We start from the raw sequence: 17,233 nt of genomic DNA, 5'->3' as shown, positions 1-17,233 counted from the left end.
GGCTTTGACTATGTTAGATAAAGTCGTTATCGCAAACCGAGGTGAGATTGCACTTCGTATTTTGCGCGCTTGTAAAGAATTAGGTATCAAGACGGTCGCTGTTCACTCAACAGCGGACCGCGATCTTAAACACGTATTGCTTGCTGATGAAGCCATCTGTATTGGTCCAGCACGTGGTATCGACAGCTACCTAAACATCCCACGCATCATCTCAGCCGCTGAAGTAACAGGTGCTGTGGCGATCCACCCAGGTTACGGTTTCTTATCTGAGAATGCCGATTTTGCTGAGCAAGTTGAGCGTTCTGGATTCATCTTCATCGGTCCAAAAGCGGACACGATTCGCATGATGGGCGACAAAGTATCGGCTATCACAGCAATGAAGAAAGCGGGCGTACCATGTGTACCTGGCTCTGACGGCCCACTTGACAACGATGAAGCGAAGAACAAAGCGCACGCTAAGCGCATTGGCTACCCAGTGATCATCAAAGCCTCTGGTGGTGGCGGTGGTCGTGGTATGCGTGTGGTTCGCAGTGAAGGTGAGCTGGTCGAATCCATTGCTATGACTCGCGCAGAAGCAAAAGCTGCCTTCAACAACGACATGGTTTACATGGAGAAATTCCTAGAAAACCCTCGTCACGTTGAAGTTCAGGTTATCGCAGACGGTCAAGGCGGCGCTATCCACCTTGGCGAACGTGACTGTTCAATGCAGCGTCGTCACCAAAAGGTTGTCGAGGAAGCACCGGCACCGGGCATCACTGAAGAGATGCGTAAGTACATCGGTGAACGTTGTACTCGTGCATGTATCGAGATCGGTTACCGCGGCGCAGGTACGTTTGAATTCCTATACGAAAACGGCGAGTTCTACTTTATCGAAATGAACACGCGTATTCAGGTAGAGCACCCAGTAACAGAGATGGTGACTGGCGTTGACCTAATCAAAGAGCAGCTACGCGTAGCAGCGGGGCAACCGCTGTCGTTCACTCAAGATGACATAAAACTGCGTGGTCATGCGATTGAATGTCGTATTAACGCGGAAGATCCTGAGCGCTTCCTACCATGTCCAGGTACCATCACGCGCTTCCACGCGCCAGGCGGTATGGGCGTTCGTTGGGAATCGCACATCTACACAGGCTACACAGTACCACCGCACTACGATTCAATGGTCGGCAAGCTGATCACGTTCGGTGAGAACCGCGATGTCGCGATTGCTCGCATGAAGAATGCTCTAGGTGAGATGTTTATTGAAGGCATCAAGACCAACATTCCTCTACAAGAATCAATCATGAATGATGAGAACTTCCAACACGGCGGTGCTAACATTCATTACCTAGAGAAGAAGCTTGGCATGAGCTAATTGCTTCCCTCTTGATAAAAACCCGCCACGGCGGGTTTTTTTATGCCGAGTGTCAGTGAATCTGCTACACTCTGCGCAAAATTCACCTTGCTAGGACCCAACTTATGCCTTGGATTCAAATTAAACTCAACGCGACCAATGAAAATGCAGAGCAAATCGGCGACATGCTGATGGAAGAAACGGGCGCATTGTCTGTCACCTTCCTCGATGCACACGACACGCCTGTATTTGAGCCGCTGCCTGGTGAGACGCGTTTATGGGGCGATACCGATATCGTCGCACTATATGATGCCGAAGCAGACACTAAGTGGGTAGTTGAGACCATTAAAGGCAGCAATATGCTACCGGAAGGTTTCGCGCACAAAGTCGAGCAGCTAGAAGACAAGGACTGGGAACGTGAGTGGATGGAAAACTTCCACCCAATGAAGTTTGGTGAACGTTTGTGGATCTGCCCAAGCTGGCGCGATGTGCCAGAGCCAGATGCCGTGAACGTGATGCTTGACCCAGGTCTAGCATTCGGTACCGGTACTCACCCAACCACAGCTCTATGTCTTGAGTGGCTAGAGTCATTAGATCTTGCTGGAAAAACAGTTATCGACTTTGGCTGTGGTTCAGGGATCCTAGCCATTGCGGCGATCAAACTGGGCGCGGCAAAAGTCATCGGGATCGACATTGATCCTCAGGCACTCGTAGCGTCAAAAGACAACGCGCAGCGCAATGGTGTAGCAGACCAGTTAGAGCTATTCCTGCCACAGGATCAACCTGAAGATCTGATTGCCGACGTCGTGGTCGCTAACATTCTTGCGGGTCCCCTTCGTGACCTGTCAGGCATCATCAAAGGGCTCGTTAAGCCGGGTGGTGAACTCGCCATGTCTGGCGTGCTAGATACCCAAGCAGAAGACGTTGCTAACTACTACCGCGATGAAATGAGCATTGACCCTATCGTTGAGTTGAACGAGTGGTGTCGAATCTCGGGCAAAAAATAACCATTCTCGTTTAAATAGCGGTGTTTTAAAGGACTAAAACACCGCTATTTTTGCTCTAAAAGGAATAGTTTTAAGACTAAGCGCCTGAAAATGCGACAATTTGCAGAAACAAATTGTAAATGCTCAAATATTAGTCTTTTCACGCACCGAAAAAATGCGTAAAATGCGCGCCCTTGCTTGTGTAAACCTGTGGCGATGTTTTGAAAATCGGACAATACCAACTTAAGAACAACCTCATTGTCGCACCCATGGCGGGTGTTACCGATAGACCGTTCCGCGAGTTGTGCCTTCGTTACGGTGCCGGTATGGCCGTCAGTGAAATGATGTCCTCAAACCCGAAACTGTGGAAAACAGCCAAGTCACAGCAGCGCATGGTGCACGAGGGTGAATCTGGTATTCGTTCCGTGCAAATAGCAGGTGCCGATCCAACGCTTATGGCGGAAGCGGCACAGTTCAGTGTTGAAAACGGTGCGCAAATCATCGACATCAATATGGGCTGCCCTGCTAAAAAAGTGAATAAGAAACTGGCGGGTTCTGCACTACTAAAGTACCCAGATATCATCGAAGATATCCTGCGTACCGTCGTCGATGCCGTCGATGTCCCTGTGACATTAAAAACCCGTACAGGTTGGGATACAGACAATAAAAACTGTGTCCAAATTGCAAAACTAGCCGAAGACTGCGGCATACAGGCGCTCGCCCTTCATGGTCGAACTCGTACCTGCATGTACAAAGGCGAGGCAGAATACGACAGCATCAAAGCGGTAAAAGAAGCTGTCTCTATACCGGTTATCGCTAACGGTGATATCGATAGCCCAGAGAAAGCGAAATATGTACTGGATTACACCGGTGCAGACGCTTTGATGATTGGACGTCCGGCCCAAGGACGGCCATGGATTTTCGAGGAAATCCAACACTACTTGGAAAACGGCACACTGATGCCTGAGCGCCCGACTTCGGATGTGCAGGGTATCTTGCTTGGTCATGTTCAAGCGCTTCACCAGTTTTATGGTGAGTTTTTAGGTCCACGCATCGCGCGTAAGCATGTTGGCTGGTACCTAAAAGAACATGAACAGGCGAGTGAGTTCCGCCGTACCTTCAACGCGATTGATGCTGCAAATGAACAGCTCGACGCATTGCAAGGTTATTTTGACAACGTTGCATCATAATTACGAGAAGAGCTAAACCGATTATGTTCGAACAAAATTTGACTTCAGAACCATTGACAGTTACTACAGTAACATCTTCAGACCAAATCACTCAGAAGCCACTACGTGACTCTGTAAAAGCGTCTCTAAAGAACTACCTTGCTCAATTAAATGGTCAAGACGTCACTGAATTGTATGAACTAGTTCTAGCGGAAGTTGAACAGCCGCTACTAGACACCATCATGCAGTACACTCGCGGTAACCAAACTCGCGCAGCAACTATGATGGGTATCAACCGCGGTACTCTTCGTAAGAAGCTTAAGAAATACGGCATGAACTAATTCGCCTTTAGCGAACGTATTTGAGATTAAAGGGCCTGAAGCACACGCTTCAGGCCCTTTTTCTTTGTCCGAAGCTCACTCAAACCTTCGCTAACCACTGATGTTAAATTTCCTGTTGACCTCAACTTAACTTGAGGATTTATCGTTAACGTCATCTACCGTTTTTTATCGAACACAAACAAGGAGACGTTATGAAAAGCTACGTAGAACACGCCAATATTACCGTAATTGATGCCGAGCACACTGTTGGGCTGCTTTTGGCAGCACTACCCGACTGGTCAATACGAGGAGAAGGTCGAACCGATGATTGGTTTGGTAAACCGATGCGCTGGTATCATGTTGGAACAGAAGAGAGTTACATCACCATCCAAGATGGCGGTGAAGGAGAGGCAAGAACATGGCAGCAGCCTTGGGTCGGGGTTAAACATATTGGCATTGTTGTCGACGATGTAAAAAAGACTATTTCACGACTTGAGGCCGCCGGTTACCCGCTGGATCACATGGGCGGCGAACACCCTCATCGCCAGAGTGCCTATTTTCAAGACAAGCATCATGTCCAGTTTGAGTTTGTCGAATACTTCTCTGAACTCGCTAGGGAGCGCAATGACTATCAGTTATAGCTTCCGATTTGAGTGAACGCCAAAAAGAACTAGGGTTGCTTAAAGTCGTTCTACCCATAAGCAACCACACCCACAATTGCAAAGCTGGGCTCAAACCCAGCTTTGTGACCCGCTTAATAATTAGACGATAGTGGCATAGAGTCAGAGCAGAACATGGCATAGGGTATAGCTATAACAACAATCAGCATGCCGAATGACCAAAGGTGATGCACTCTTTTTTCAAGAAAGGAATTCTTGCTATGACTACACCGCTTCTGCGCCGCATTTCGATTCAACATCGACTGTTTCTGCTCATCGGACTCGTTTCCGTTGCTCTAATTATTCCACTCATTTTGGCACTGCTCGATTATCAGCAGTCATTAATGACCAACAAACAGAATAAAACCCAACACTTAGTACAAACCGCTTATACCTTAGTGGAGCACTACCACCAGCAGCACATCAAGGGAGAGATAAGCCTGGAGCAAGCTAAGACTGCGGCAGCCAGTGCCGTGCAAAGTCTTCGCTATGATGCCAATGATTACTTCTGGATCAACGATCTCACTCCCACCATGGTCATGCACCCAATGAAGCCTGCTCTCAATGGACAAAATCTTAGCCAAATTGCTGACCCTAACGGGAAGAAGCTGTTTGTCGACATGGTTACCCTCGCCAAACAGCAGCAGTCAGGCTTAGTGCATTATATGTGGCCAAAGCCGGGATCTGAGTCTCCCGTCGAGAAAGTCTCCTACATCAAACTGTTTAAGCCATGGGGCTGGGTAATTGGCTCTGGCGTTTATGTCGATGATGTGAATGCACTCACTTGGCAAGCAGTTAAAAAAGTATTGATGAGTGTTGTCGCTGCCTTAGCTGTCATGTTGGTGATTGCCTATTTCATTGGCCGCAGCATCGTCAAACCGTGTCGAGATACATTGGCAGCATTGGACGACATTGCCAGTGGCGATGGCGATTTGTCGCAGACCCTACCCGAAACTGGAAGCGATGAGCTAAGCCATATTGCCAAAGCGTTCAATCGATTCACCCACAAGCTGGAAAGCATCATTCGTGATATCAAGCCAGTCACTGAAGATATTACTCAAGCTGCCGTCGCGCTCAATACTGTGGCGCAACAAGGCGCAGCTCAATCGCAGCAACAGCAGCAAGCGGTTGACACGGTTGCCTCTGCGATGAATGAGCTGCATGCCAGCAACCAAGAAGTGGCGAATTCCGCACAGCAGGCTGCAGAGGCCGCTCAGGAAGCGAGCTCGCAAGGTCAACACGGCGGTGAAGTGATTGAGCTTGCCACCTCACATATGCAGGCATTATCAACGCAGCTCACTGAAACTGAGCAAAACATTCAGATGCTAGCAACAGAAACGCAGGAAGTAGGCTCTGTGCTTGAGGTTATTCGTGGCGTCGCTGAGCAAACTAACTTATTGGCACTGAACGCCGCGATTGAAGCCGCTCGAGCGGGCGAACAAGGGCGCGGATTTGCCGTGGTCGCGGACGAAGTAAGAACACTTGCGACTCGAACTCAAAGCAGTACCGATGAAATTGAGCAGATCATTCAAAAGCTGCAAAGCCAAGCGGCGGAGGTGAGTCAATCCATGACGTTGACTCAACAGCAATCCGCAGCAACCATTGAACACACGGAAGAGGCCAAGCAAGCACTGCAGCAAATCGAACAACGCGTGAGCAACATTGCGTCTCTCAATGAGTTAATTGCCGCAGCGAGTTCGCAGCAAACCTTGGCAACCGATGAAATCAGCCAGAACCTGACGCAAATTGCTGATCATGGCAGCGAGTCGGCCAATGAAGCGAAAAAGCTTGCCGAAGCCAGTGAGCAGTTGATGGAGAATGGAAACACATTAAGTGTCGGTGTGGGGGCATTTAAAGTGCAATCGTAAGCCGCACTCCGTAACAAGGGAGGCAATGCCTCCCTTATCTTCTTTTCTTTTCATCACGACTTTTCATCTGCGACTTCTAACGCCGCAAGTATTGAGCAATGACTCGCGTCATGGTCATGTCCACAGCAGGCATCATTGATCTTCTTAAGCGCGGCACGGATTCTGGTAAGCTCCACGATTTTGTCATCAATAAGTTCAAGCTTACTAGACGTAATGGCCTTTACTTCAGAGCAACTGTGCTCGGTGGCCTCAAGCTTGATTCCGAGCAGCTCTTTGATTTCATCTAAGCTCAGACCCACCTCTTTCGCCTTAAGAATAAAACGAACTTGCCTTTGACTCTCTTCATTGTAAAGACGGTACCCCGCCTCACTGCGGCCAACAGGCGCAATCAATTGGTTCTTTTCATAAAAACGCAACGTATCTGACGTCACCTTGCAGCGTTTTGCTAACTCACCTATTTGAAACATAACCGTTTAAATTAACCTCTTTGTTACAAAAGTGTTCTTTAACAGCCTTTTTTGCACTTTTTTTGCCTATGCCAAACGATTGCGCGAGCTTTTTTGTAATAGATTGGTTAGAATACGCGCCATCGCCACCCCGGTGATAAAAATCCAAGGGTATTTGCCCAACAGACGACTGGGTCGCCTCAATCATGAAAGACCTCGTCCTATTTGGCAACTATCTTTAAATCCGCAGGCCAAACCCATCGTTTGCCTGTACACAGCAACACAATCTGTGACTTTGAGGAAACAGAAGCATGAGTAACGCTCGTCCAATTCGCCGCGCTTTAATCAGCGTATCTGACAAAACTGGTATCGTTGAGTTCGCACAAGCACTAGCACAACGCGGTGTTGATATCCTTTCTACTGGTGGTACTGCTCGCCTTCTTGCTGAGCAAGGCATCGCAGTAACTGAAGTATCTGACTACACTGGCTTCCCAGAGATGATGGATGGTCGTGTTAAGACGCTACACCCGAAAGTACACGGTGGTGTGCTAGGTCGTCGCGGTCAAGATGACGAAGTGATGGCAACTCACGGCATCAACCCAATCGATATGGTTGTGGTTAACCTATACCCATTTGCTGCAACGGTAGCAAAAGAAGGCTGCACACTAGAAGACGCCGTTGAAAACATCGATATCGGTGGTCCAACTATGGTTCGCTCTGCAGCGAAAAACCACAAAGACGTGACTATCGTTGTTAATGCACACGACTACGACCGCGTTATTGCTGAAATGGACGCAAACGACAAATCTCTTACTCTAGAGACACGTTTCGACCTCGCTATTGCAGCATTCGAGCACACGGCATCTTACGACGGCATGATCGCGAACTACTTCGGCACCATGGTTCCATCTTACGGTGAGAACAAGGAAGGCGATGCGGAGTCTAAATTCCCACGCACGTTTAACCAACAGTTCGTGAAGAAGCAAGACATGCGCTACGGTGAAAACAGTCACCAAGATGCGGCGTTCTACGTAGAAGCAAACCCAGAAGAAGCTTCTGTGTCTACTGCTCGCCAGATCCAAGGTAAAGCTCTGTCTTACAACAACATCGCCGACACTGACGCAGCGCTTGAGTGTGTGAAAGAGTTTGCAGAACCAGCTTGCGTTATCGTTAAGCACGCTAACCCATGTGGTGTTGCGCTAGGTAAAGACATCCTTGAAGCGTATGACCGCGCTTACAAAACTGACCCAACGTCAGCGTTTGGCGGCATCATCGCATTCAACCAAGAGCTAGATGCAGAAACAGCGAAAGCGATTGTTGAGCGTCAGTTCGTTGAAGTGATTATCGCACCTTCTGTTTCTGCGGAAGCAGTAGAAGTGGTTGCGGCTAAGAAGAACGTTCGCCTACTAGAGTGTGGCGAGTGGACAACGAAGACAACGGGCTTTGACGTTAAGCGCGTTAACGGTGGTCTTCTGGTTCAAGACCGCGACCAAGGTATGGTATCGCTTGATGACCTTAAAGTGGTTTCTAAGCGTCAGCCAACAGAAGAAGAGCTGAAAGATGCGCTATTCTGCTGGAAAGTCGCTAAGTACGTTAAATCAAACGCGATCGTTTACTCAAAAGGCGACATGACTATTGGTGTAGGCGCAGGTCAAATGAGCCGCGTGTACTCTGCAAAAATCGCTGGCATCAAAGCTGCTGACGAAGGTCTGCAGGTTGAAGGCTGCGTAATGGCGTCAGATGCGTTCTTCCCGTTCCGTGATGGCATTGACGCTGCTGCAGAAGCTGGCATTAAGTGCGTTATCCAACCAGGTGGCTCTATGCGTGATGACGAAGTTATCGCAGCGGCTGATGAGCATGGCATGGCGATGATATTCACAGGCATGCGCCACTTCCGTCACTAATTACTCGTCGCATTTGGCGCTGTAGCCGCGTTAGCGCTTTCATTCACCCCGGTCACATAGCTGAGCTATGCTCCCGGGGATGAATTCAAGCACTGCCTTGCTACAACACCAACTGCTTAGAGTAATCCAAATTTTGAAAGGATTATTAAATGAACGTTCTAATTATTGGTGCTGGTGGTCGTGAGCACGCTCTGGGTTGGAAAGTAGCTCAGAATCCAAATGTTGAAACGGTTTTCGTGGCACCAGGTAACGCAGGTACTGCGCTTGAACCTAAGCTAGAAAACGTTGCGATTGACGTTGAAGACATTCAAGGTCTGGTGGCGTTTGCAAAAGAGAAGAGCATCGAGCTAACGATTGTGGGTCCAGAAGCACCGCTTGTGATTGGTGTAGTTGATGCATTCACCGATGCAGGTCTAGCGATCTTTGGTCCTACTCAAGCTGCTGCTCAGCTTGAAGGCTCAAAAGCATTCACCAAAGACTTTCTAGCGCGTCACGCTATCCCAACTGGCGCTTACGCGAACTTCACTGAAATCGAGCCTGCACTGGCTTACGTTCGTGAGCAAGGTGCTCCGATCGTAGTTAAGGCTGACGGTCTTGCCGCTGGTAAAGGTGTGATCGTTGCGATGACGCTAGAAGAAGCGGAAGACGCCATCAAAGACATGCTAGCTGGCAACGCATTTGGTGATGCTGGCAGCCGTGTGGTTATCGAAGAGTTCCTAGACGGCGAAGAAGCAAGTTTTATCGTGATGGTTGATGGCGAAAACGTTTTGCCAATGGCAACCAGCCAAGACCACAAACGTGTGGGTGATAAGGACACAGGTCCTAACACTGGCGGCATGGGCGCTTACTCTCCGGCTCCAGTTGTGACGCAAGAAATTCACAACCGCATCATGGAAGAAGTTATCTATCCAACGGTGCGCGGCATGGCTTCAGAAGGTAACCCATACACAGGTTTCCTATACGCGGGTCTGATGATCGACAAAGACGGCACGCCTAAAGTCATCGAATACAACTGCCGCTTTGGCGACCCAGAAACACAACCTATCATGATGCGTATGCAATCAGACATGGTTGAGCTTTGCCAAGCTGCGATCGACAAGAAGCTAGACCAAGTTGAGTCTAAGTGGGATCCACGCGCGTCTATCGGTATCGTTCTAGCGGCTGGTGGTTACCCAGCGTCTTACAACAAGGGTGATGTTATCTCTGGCCTACCAACAACAGAAGTGGAAGGCGAGAAAGTATTCCACGCAGGCACCGCAGACAAAGACGGCAATGTTGTAACTAACGGCGGTCGCGTACTCTGTGCGACAGCCCTAGGCAACACAGTCTCTGAAGCGCAAGCGCGCGCGTATGAGCTGACTAAGAAGATCAGCTGGGACGGCATGTTCCACCGCAACGACATCGGCTACCGTGCGATTGCACGCGAGCAAAAGTAACGCGTTTTGCTTAGTTTGATAAGGGTGCCATTCGGCACCCTTATCTATTTCAATGGCACTTAAAAATAAAAATATAGCTTTTATTTATCATTAGCTTAATGTCATAACACCATAACCAAAGCTTCATTTCCTCGCAATAAAACTGCCTCCGAACCTTAATTGTGTATCCCTAAAGTATCCGCGCATTTAACTTTAGGAATTCTCTATGTATCACCTCAAATCTCTTTGTGCGGTCAGTATTGCCCTTGCTTTATCTCTGACAACAGGTTGCGAAAAGTCCTCTTCCTCTCAAACCACTCAACCCAAACCTGTGATCGATCCACCACACATGACAGCGCCCGAGCTAAAAATTGGTCTTCTCCCTGACACCCAAGGTGGTGGCTACAATGTCGCCATTCATCCAATGGAAGCGGTACTAAAAAAGCACCAAGCCGAAGGTGCCAATATGGTCATTGCTGTGGGCGACTTGACTGATAACGGTTCCACAAAAGAATGGGAGCAATGGACTGGCGTCGCCGAGAAATACAGAGAAGCCGGGATAGAGTTTATTCCTTTGATGGGAAATCATGAGACAAGCTATGCCTACACGGTAGAGTGGATCGAAAACATGCGTCATTTCATCCCAGAAGATGCGATCCACATGCCCGGCTCTGAGTGGCTCAACTACTACGTAAAGCGCAACAACGTGCTAGTCATTGCTTTGGCATACAATAATTTGCCTGTCGCTTTCGATTGGATAACCGAGGTAATTGAAACCAATGAAGGTCAATTCGAGCATGTTGTCATAGCTAGCCACAACGGACTTGTTGGTGCGAAGTACGGCCTAATTAGAGAAGAGATTGTTGAGGGTGAGAAGGGCAAGGATCTGCTATTCGACATTCACCAAGACATTAAAGAGCTGTTTGCGAAACACGATGTCATTTGGGTTCAAGGTCATGATCACCAATACCAACGCTCACAAGTCCACGCCCGACGCTACGGCTCGAACGTGCAAGCTCAGCTAGAGGGCGATACCGATAACAGCACACTCGGGTCTACCCCCTCTGGCGGTAACTACAGAATGCCAAGCTATACCCAAATCATTACTGGGAACGCTTCGTACAAGGGGTACGAATATCGCTATGGCGAGCGAGAGAAAATTCAGGACATCATCCAACATAAAGTCGATACCAATAAGAATGGCTCCAGCCACTTTGATGTTAATGCCCCAATGCTGACCTTCAAAGGTGACCGAGTCGACTATCGTGCATATTCAGCCCCACATACCATTTCCCGCAATGAAGATGGCGAGAAGGAACTGGCCGACGGTTCAATTCAGTGGCAGTTGATGGATCAGTTCACTCGCGGACTGAATCGGTGTGAATCGATCATCTATCCTAACTCTATCCCGGAAGGACAGCGTCCGGTGCTAAATCACCTTGTTAAATACTACACTAATCACTGCGTAGCTAAGGATGGTTCGACCGTTCAATTGGTCGGTGGCACCAACAACACCTTTAACCGTATCGACTCGAAAACGCGCAGTATGGATTACACTGCCGGTAAGTCACGTGCTGAAACCATGAATGACATGATGCGACTGGCACACCAGTTTATGTATGTGGAAAACAAGGCTTGGGATCCGAACCTAAACGCAGCGGAGCGAGTGGTCAAAGGTGACAAGAAAACCGATGATACTGGCGCCGAAACGGGTAGTGTGGTCGTCAACGAAACGACGATAGATATGAAAGAGCACGTTACGGTGAGCTGGCTAGAAAAAACCAAAGATACACTCAGCGATATGGTGATCATCAGTGGTATGCAGGTACATGGTGGAACTTATCAAGGTGCGTATGGTGCTGCTAAAAACTTAAAGACTGACTCTGGTCTAGCTAAATCGCAACCCGATGGGACATCGAAAGCACCCGTCACTAACTTACCAAGCACAGCAACCCAAATGTGGGATGTCGATAAAAACATTGCGGATACTTTCGGGTTAGAGTTCACCACCAACACATCTCTCAATCACAACAATGCTCAATTGGCACACTACCGTGAAGATAAATGGCAACCACTAACCACAAGAGAATGCGTTGTCGAGGGGCCATGGGATGAGAGCTACATCGAAACACCACCACAACGCCCTGCTGCTTGTGGCGATGCCCCTGTGGTTGGTTACGATAGTCAATATGGCAGTCGCTGGTGGGTAATGCTCAACAAAGACACCCAACTAGCCTTAATACCATAACCGCTAAGCATTAAAAAAGAGGCTCAAAGAGCCTCTTTTTTATTATCACTGAATCAGTTCTGGTTTTGGTATGCAATCTTTCGAACCATCTGCGAGCATCAGCAACTGCTCTACTCTTGCTCCGGTCAGCCGAGTGCTACCTAGAAAAGCCACATAACTCTCGACTTCAGCCAAACGCTTGACTACAAAACTCGGCAGGCTTTCCTCAAACTTAATGTCATTAAATTCAATACCACTGCAAGTCTCCAGCGTCTCGCCATCCCAGTGGCCTTGAACCAGCTCTAAACCATCACTGTCTTGCTCTTTTACTCGTTCAACTAACAGCGAAGCTTCACGTTGGTAATTTTCAAGCTGGGCTTTTTTCACCGGCAGCACTTTACCATTCCGGCGGTACTGCTGATAAATCGCCTCACCCTCTTTGTTAAATCGTACGTGGATGCGGTAAGTCACAGCGCCCGTTTCCAAGTCATTTTGTACACCTTCGCGCACAAACTCTCTCAGCGTGTCACCACTCCAGCGATAGTTGGATTGATACCAACCGTAGTCATTCATGTTGACGTAATCAGCAGCGCTATAAGGACGAGTGAGTTTTTCGGTATACCAATAAAAACTGGTTGCATCACCCAGTGTCTGACCACCGGTGTAGTCTGAAAATTGATTGATACTCGGAGAAGGCGAAGACGAACAGCCAAGCAAGCTAGCTGCAAGAAGCGAAACCAACAGTATTCTTTTCATAGTTGCGAGGCACCTCTATTGAACGCGCACTAAACGAATAACACCGAGTGACACAGTTAAGACAGCAAATGGTGCGTCGCGTTCAGTTAAATGAAGCTTAAAGTGAGGAGACAGATAGGTAATCGCGCTGATCTAAAACACGCTTAGCAATCAATCCAAAGGAAGAATGAGATGGAGAGAACAGCACCGATGTAAACATCGGTGCTGTAGAAATTATTTCACTGCGTCTTTCAGTGCTTTACCAGCTACGAATGCTGGAACGTTAGCAGCAGCGATTTGGATCTCATCACCAGTCTTTGGGTTACGACCAGTACGAGCTGCGCGGTGGTTTACTTTGAACGTACCAAAACCAATTAGTTGAACTTGGTCACCTTCAGTTAGCGCTTCAGATACGCCTGAAAGCGTCGCTTCTAGCGCTGCTTTAGCTTGTGCTTTAGATAGGTCAGCTTTTTCAGCGATAAAATCGATTAATTGGGTCTTGTTCATTAGGTTTCCCTTCTTCATGTTATCGAGTTAAAGCCCACTCTAAATCATAAAGCCCCCATCTGGCAAAGGTTTGTCGCGCTTCTTTATCGCTTATGACGTAGATTTAACCGTTTTATGAGCAATAACTCACAATTTGTTACGCTAAGATTGGGTTTGAAACCTTGTAATTTATTGCATAAAGTCCCATAAATGCTCTGCGACTCTACTGATAAGCCTGATAAATCGGTTCGTCGCACCTGTTTTTTAAGCACTCACCAACAATGCACAGGCTCATTTTTGCAGCAAAGTTAGGTTGATGTGTGCACTTACTAGGAAATGAATGTTTCTCTTAACGGTTTATGTCGCTGTTGCTATTGGTGTCTCTTTTATCTGTTCGGTATTAGAGGCGGTACTTCTGAGCATTACCCCAAGCTATCTTGCACAGCTAAGACAGCAAGGGCACCCAGCGGCAGAAAGGCTATCTAAGCTCAAAGCCGAGTTAGATAGACCTTTGGCGTCTATTTTGACCCTAAACACCATCGCTCACACTATTGGTGCGGCAAGTGCCGGTGCACAAGCTGCAAAAGTGTTCGGTAGCCAATGGCTAGGCGTATTCTCAGCAGTACTGACGCTGGGTATTTTGGTGCTGTCAGAAATTGTCCCGAAAACCATCGGTGCAACCTACTGGCGTCAACTGGCTCCGGTTTCAGCGACTATCCTACGCTGGATGGTGTGGGCACTGACGCCATTTGTGTGGTTCTCAGAGCAAATCACTAAAACGCCTAGCGCGCGGCCATGAAACACCGAAAATGCGTGATGAGCTATCAGCAATGGCAATGCTAGCGAAAGAAAGCGGCGAGTTCGCGGAAGGCGAATCGAACATCTTGAATAACATTTTGAACATTCAAGACATCCCAGTGACGCAAGTCATGACGCCTCGTCCAGTGGTGTTCCGTGTACCAGCTGAGATGACCATCAATGAGTTTTTGACTGAGCACAAAGAGACGCCGTTCTCACGCCCATTGGTGTATAGCCAGCAGAAAGACAACATTCTCGGCTTTGTGCACCGCTTGGAGCTGTTTAAGCTTCAACAGCAAGGCAGCGGCGAAAAGCAACTGGGTTCGGTGATGCGCCCAATCCAGGTATTGTTTAACACCATCATGTTGCCAAAAGCGTTTGAACAGATGATGGCAGCACGCCTGCAAATTGCGATGATTGTCGACGAATACGGCACCATCCAAGGCATCATCACTCTGGAAGACATCTTCGAGCACTTGTTAGGGCAAGAGATTGTCGATGAGGCGGACAAAACCACCGACATGCAAGAGTTGGCTTATCAGCGCTGGGAAAACTGGAAAGAAAAGCACAGCATCGTTGATAACACAGACGATGATGACGAAGAAGCGCCAGTTGAGAAGTCTGAGCCTCAAGCGGAGACGCCACAAGACGCAGAAGAGACGAAAGACGAATCCAATCCTCAGGATAAGAAAGAGTCTTAAGTACTCAATATCAACAAGCACTCAAAATAAAATGGCCGCGAAGTTCGCGGCCATTTTTTTATCCAGTAGCTGTCGTTAGTGACTGCCTATCTCGTTGCCCAGTAGGAAGTTCTCATCACTACTGACCACAACGCCATACTTCAGGAAGTTCTTACCGAGAATCATGCTGTAGTGGAAGCGAGAGCGGTCTTGCAGGTTCACACGTACTGTTTTCTCAACATCACCAAGTTTCACGCGCATGTTCACTACAGGGCGAACATTCGCCTCTTCTCCAGCCTTAGCACGAATGCGCATCACATCCACCACTTCACGGGTAAACTCTTGCTTCATTCCCATGTCGTTGCTGTAGGTGAAAGTCACCATCTTCTTGCCGTCTTTTTCAAACTGCTTGATGTTGGTCGCGTTCATCGAGCTTACATCAGCACCGGTATCCAGTTTCACTGGGAAAGAGAGCCCTTCCACCGTGGCATTTTCAATATGACCTGCCGTGAACACAGGGTAAGCATCGAGTAGGTTCTCACTGCGAGTGTTCACCAGTACGCCGGCCTTCGTGGCTTTCTTACCGATGATAAAGTATGGCTTATCGCTTCATCACTATCGAGGCTTCAAGCGCAAACTCCACCGTCACGGTGCGATCACCAACGATGAACTCACCATCGACCACTGGCCTTACCGTATCGCCCACTTTGATGCGGCGTAAAATGGTTTTGCGGATCTTCTCTTCATTGCCCAAGTCACTCGACAAGTAGTACTCCACTTTATCGCGTCCCTTAGCTTCAATGATTTCGAAACTGCTGACTTTCAGAAGTGGCGTGCTCACCGCAAATGACGGTTTGGCATCAAGCTGAACACCATCGAGGATCAAGCTTTCCGTTGGTGAGACCACCAGCGGCTTGTCTTTCATACGAGCGGCAAAGCTCTGCTTTTTCTTCTCAAGCTTTCCTTTAGCGCCGGTATCAACGATAAAGTTTTTGTTAAGCGTATTCAGACCTAGGCGAAGCTGAGTGCTCTGCTTCGAGCGATCTTTTAGGTAAACCTGAATCGTACCCTCAAAGTCTTTACCACCTTTAAATGGCACAAAGATCATAGGGTACTCGTTGCTAGACACTGAGAGCATTTTCACGAGCGGATACGTCACACGTTTCTGTGCGCCTTCCTTGCCGACCAAATCGAAACTTACTGAATTGGCTTTTTGTCTACTTCAATGTTTTGCGCATTGAGAATGCTGTAATTGTTCGACAAAGAGATGCTGACATCTACCGGCACATCCGCTACCGAGCCAGATTCACGGCGACCAATCACTTGGGCATCTTTCTGCTCTTGCAGGTAGTCGTACCCAGCCATGACCCAAGCGTTGTTGGCTAGAAAGGTTTTACCGATCAAGATTGGGGCGCTAAAGCCGCTTCGGTCGGTAAGGTTCACTTCCGTGTCGACAGTTTTGCCCGCAATGGTCATAGGCAGAGTGACAACCGGGCGGTAGATAGGCGTCGAGCTAGTGCGGCTTCGAATGACGCTGGTGCGCGTCAATGGGCGCTCCATTTCTATTTTTTCTCCGGTATAAGGGTGGCGCAAAGTGAAGCTGACGACACCTTGGAAGTTGCGCTCGTCGTTATCGAATTCTTCCAGCCACCAGTCACTCGCTGAGCCACCGTACTCATCGACGATGGTTTGCATCAGCTTCTCGTCACTGAGGCCCTGGTATTTAGGGTTGTTACTGATGACCTTAATGTCTTCAGCGTGCATTGAGGTAGTATCAGCGCCCGTATCGATTTTGCCGACAAATGGTATGCCTTCGAGCGCTTCAATATCTTGGTAGTAAACACTTTCAACGCGTCCAAGGACAATCTTATCCTCAATAGAGAGAACCGGCGCTTGGGTAGTAGAAAGATCTGGTGCAGCCAAAGCCCACCCGCTTGTCATTGTGGCAAGAATTAACGCCAACTTAGTTGCTGTAGTTTTCATTTTAATACATCCATTCATCGACTGGCTCTAAATACGCATGAGTTCCTAAGACAACGGTCGAATCACTTCGTTTACCGACTCCTTTAAACTTTACAGAAAATCAACGGAATATCCACGCGATTATCAATTAATTAGCAATTCCTCGTTTGGTTTCACCTTTCCCGATAGCAAAAACACATATCAAAAACGTGGCGCAGAAAAATGACCAAGGAATTGCAAATCAC

General features: G+C 48.2%; 12 protein-coding genes and 3 pseudogenes. 11 read left to right on the top strand and 4 right to left on the bottom strand.

Going from position 1 to position 17,233, the window contains the following annotated elements:
* The first annotated feature begins 10 nt into the window (after positions 1-10).
* From accC to TZ48_RS06810, 6 genes are all read left to right on the top strand, one after another.
* The gene (gene accC, locus TZ48_RS06835) at positions 11-1,354 is read left to right on the top strand and encodes an acetyl-CoA carboxylase biotin carboxylase subunit (protein WP_112478677.1); all 1,344 of its coding nucleotides are present in this window, start codon (positions 11-13) and stop codon (positions 1,352-1,354) included.
* A 104-nt stretch (positions 1,355-1,458) separates the two neighbouring features.
* Positions 1,459-2,340, top strand: a complete 882-nt coding sequence (gene prmA, locus TZ48_RS06830; protein WP_112478676.1) for a 50S ribosomal protein L11 methyltransferase — start codon at positions 1,459-1,461, stop codon at positions 2,338-2,340.
* A 200-nt stretch (positions 2,341-2,540) separates the two neighbouring features.
* Complete coding sequence (dusB, locus tag TZ48_RS06825; protein ID WP_112478675.1) at positions 2,541-3,509, top strand: tRNA dihydrouridine synthase DusB; 969 nt, start codon at positions 2,541-2,543, stop codon at positions 3,507-3,509.
* A 23-nt stretch (positions 3,510-3,532) separates the two neighbouring features.
* Positions 3,533-3,829 (top strand): DNA-binding transcriptional regulator Fis, encoded by a 297-nt coding sequence (fis, locus tag TZ48_RS06820; protein WP_042478607.1) that lies wholly within the window; start codon positions 3,533-3,535, stop codon positions 3,827-3,829.
* 191 nt (positions 3,830-4,020) lie between these two features.
* Positions 4,021-4,449: a VOC family protein gene (locus TZ48_RS06815; protein ID WP_112478674.1), complete on the top strand. Its 429-nt coding sequence runs from the start codon at positions 4,021-4,023 to the stop codon at positions 4,447-4,449.
* A gap of 239 nt (positions 4,450-4,688) precedes the next feature.
* Entirely contained in the window at positions 4,689-6,335 is a 1,647-nt protein-coding gene (locus TZ48_RS06810) for a methyl-accepting chemotaxis protein (RefSeq protein ID WP_112478673.1), read from the top strand.
* Between the two features lie 53 nt (positions 6,336-6,388).
* Here the strand turns inward: TZ48_RS06810 and zntR are convergent, their stop codons facing one another.
* Positions 6,389-6,802, bottom strand: a complete 414-nt coding sequence (zntR, locus tag TZ48_RS06805; protein WP_112478672.1) for a Zn(2+)-responsive transcriptional regulator — start codon at positions 6,800-6,802, stop codon at positions 6,389-6,391.
* A gap of 31 nt (positions 6,803-6,833) precedes the next feature.
* On the opposite strand from zntR, the pseudogene TZ48_RS26285 reads away from it, so the two are divergent.
* The 4 genes and pseudogenes from TZ48_RS26285 to TZ48_RS06785 form a co-directional block, all read left to right on the top strand.
* Positions 6,834-6,947 (top strand): annotated as a pseudogene (locus tag TZ48_RS26285) (phosphoribosylamine--glycine ligase); the annotation flags it as partial.
* Between the two features lie 145 nt (positions 6,948-7,092).
* A complete protein-coding gene (gene purH / locus TZ48_RS06795) occupies positions 7,093-8,685 on the top strand; it encodes a bifunctional phosphoribosylaminoimidazolecarboxamide formyltransferase/IMP cyclohydrolase (protein WP_112478670.1) in 1,593 nt (530 codons plus the stop codon).
* A gap of 149 nt (positions 8,686-8,834) precedes the next feature.
* Complete coding sequence (gene purD / locus TZ48_RS06790; protein ID WP_112478669.1) at positions 8,835-10,121, top strand: phosphoribosylamine--glycine ligase; 1,287 nt, start codon at positions 8,835-8,837, stop codon at positions 10,119-10,121.
* A 205-nt stretch (positions 10,122-10,326) separates the two neighbouring features.
* On the top strand, positions 10,327-12,348 hold the full coding sequence (locus TZ48_RS06785) for a metallophosphoesterase family protein (RefSeq protein ID WP_112478668.1): 2,022 nt from the start codon (positions 10,327-10,329) through the stop codon (positions 12,346-12,348).
* A 45-nt stretch (positions 12,349-12,393) separates the two neighbouring features.
* On the opposite strand, the gene TZ48_RS06780 is transcribed toward TZ48_RS06785, so the two are convergent.
* Entirely contained in the window at positions 12,394-13,083 is a 690-nt protein-coding gene (locus TZ48_RS06780; protein WP_112478667.1) for a DUF1481 domain-containing protein, read from the bottom strand.
* Positions 13,084-13,296: 213 nt separating this feature from the next.
* Positions 13,297-13,569 (bottom strand): nucleoid-associated protein HU-alpha, encoded by a 273-nt coding sequence (gene hupA, locus TZ48_RS06775; RefSeq protein ID WP_042478600.1) that lies wholly within the window; start codon positions 13,567-13,569, stop codon positions 13,297-13,299.
* Between the two features lie 319 nt (positions 13,570-13,888).
* Here hupA and TZ48_RS06770 point away from each other — a divergent pair.
* Positions 13,889-15,047, top strand: a pseudogene (locus TZ48_RS06770) (CNNM domain-containing protein).
* 75 nt (positions 15,048-15,122) lie between these two features.
* Here TZ48_RS06770 and TZ48_RS26280 read toward each other — a convergent pair.
* Positions 15,123-17,009, bottom strand: a pseudogene (locus TZ48_RS26280) (ATP-dependent zinc protease family protein).
* Positions 17,010-17,233 lie beyond the last annotated feature (224 nt).

Source organism: Vibrio variabilis (assembly GCF_003263785.1).
Classification (GTDB): domain Bacteria; phylum Pseudomonadota; class Gammaproteobacteria; order Enterobacterales; family Vibrionaceae; genus Vibrio; species Vibrio variabilis.
Note: the sequence above shows the minus strand (reverse complement) of the source record. Positions and strands in the feature narration are given on the sequence as shown.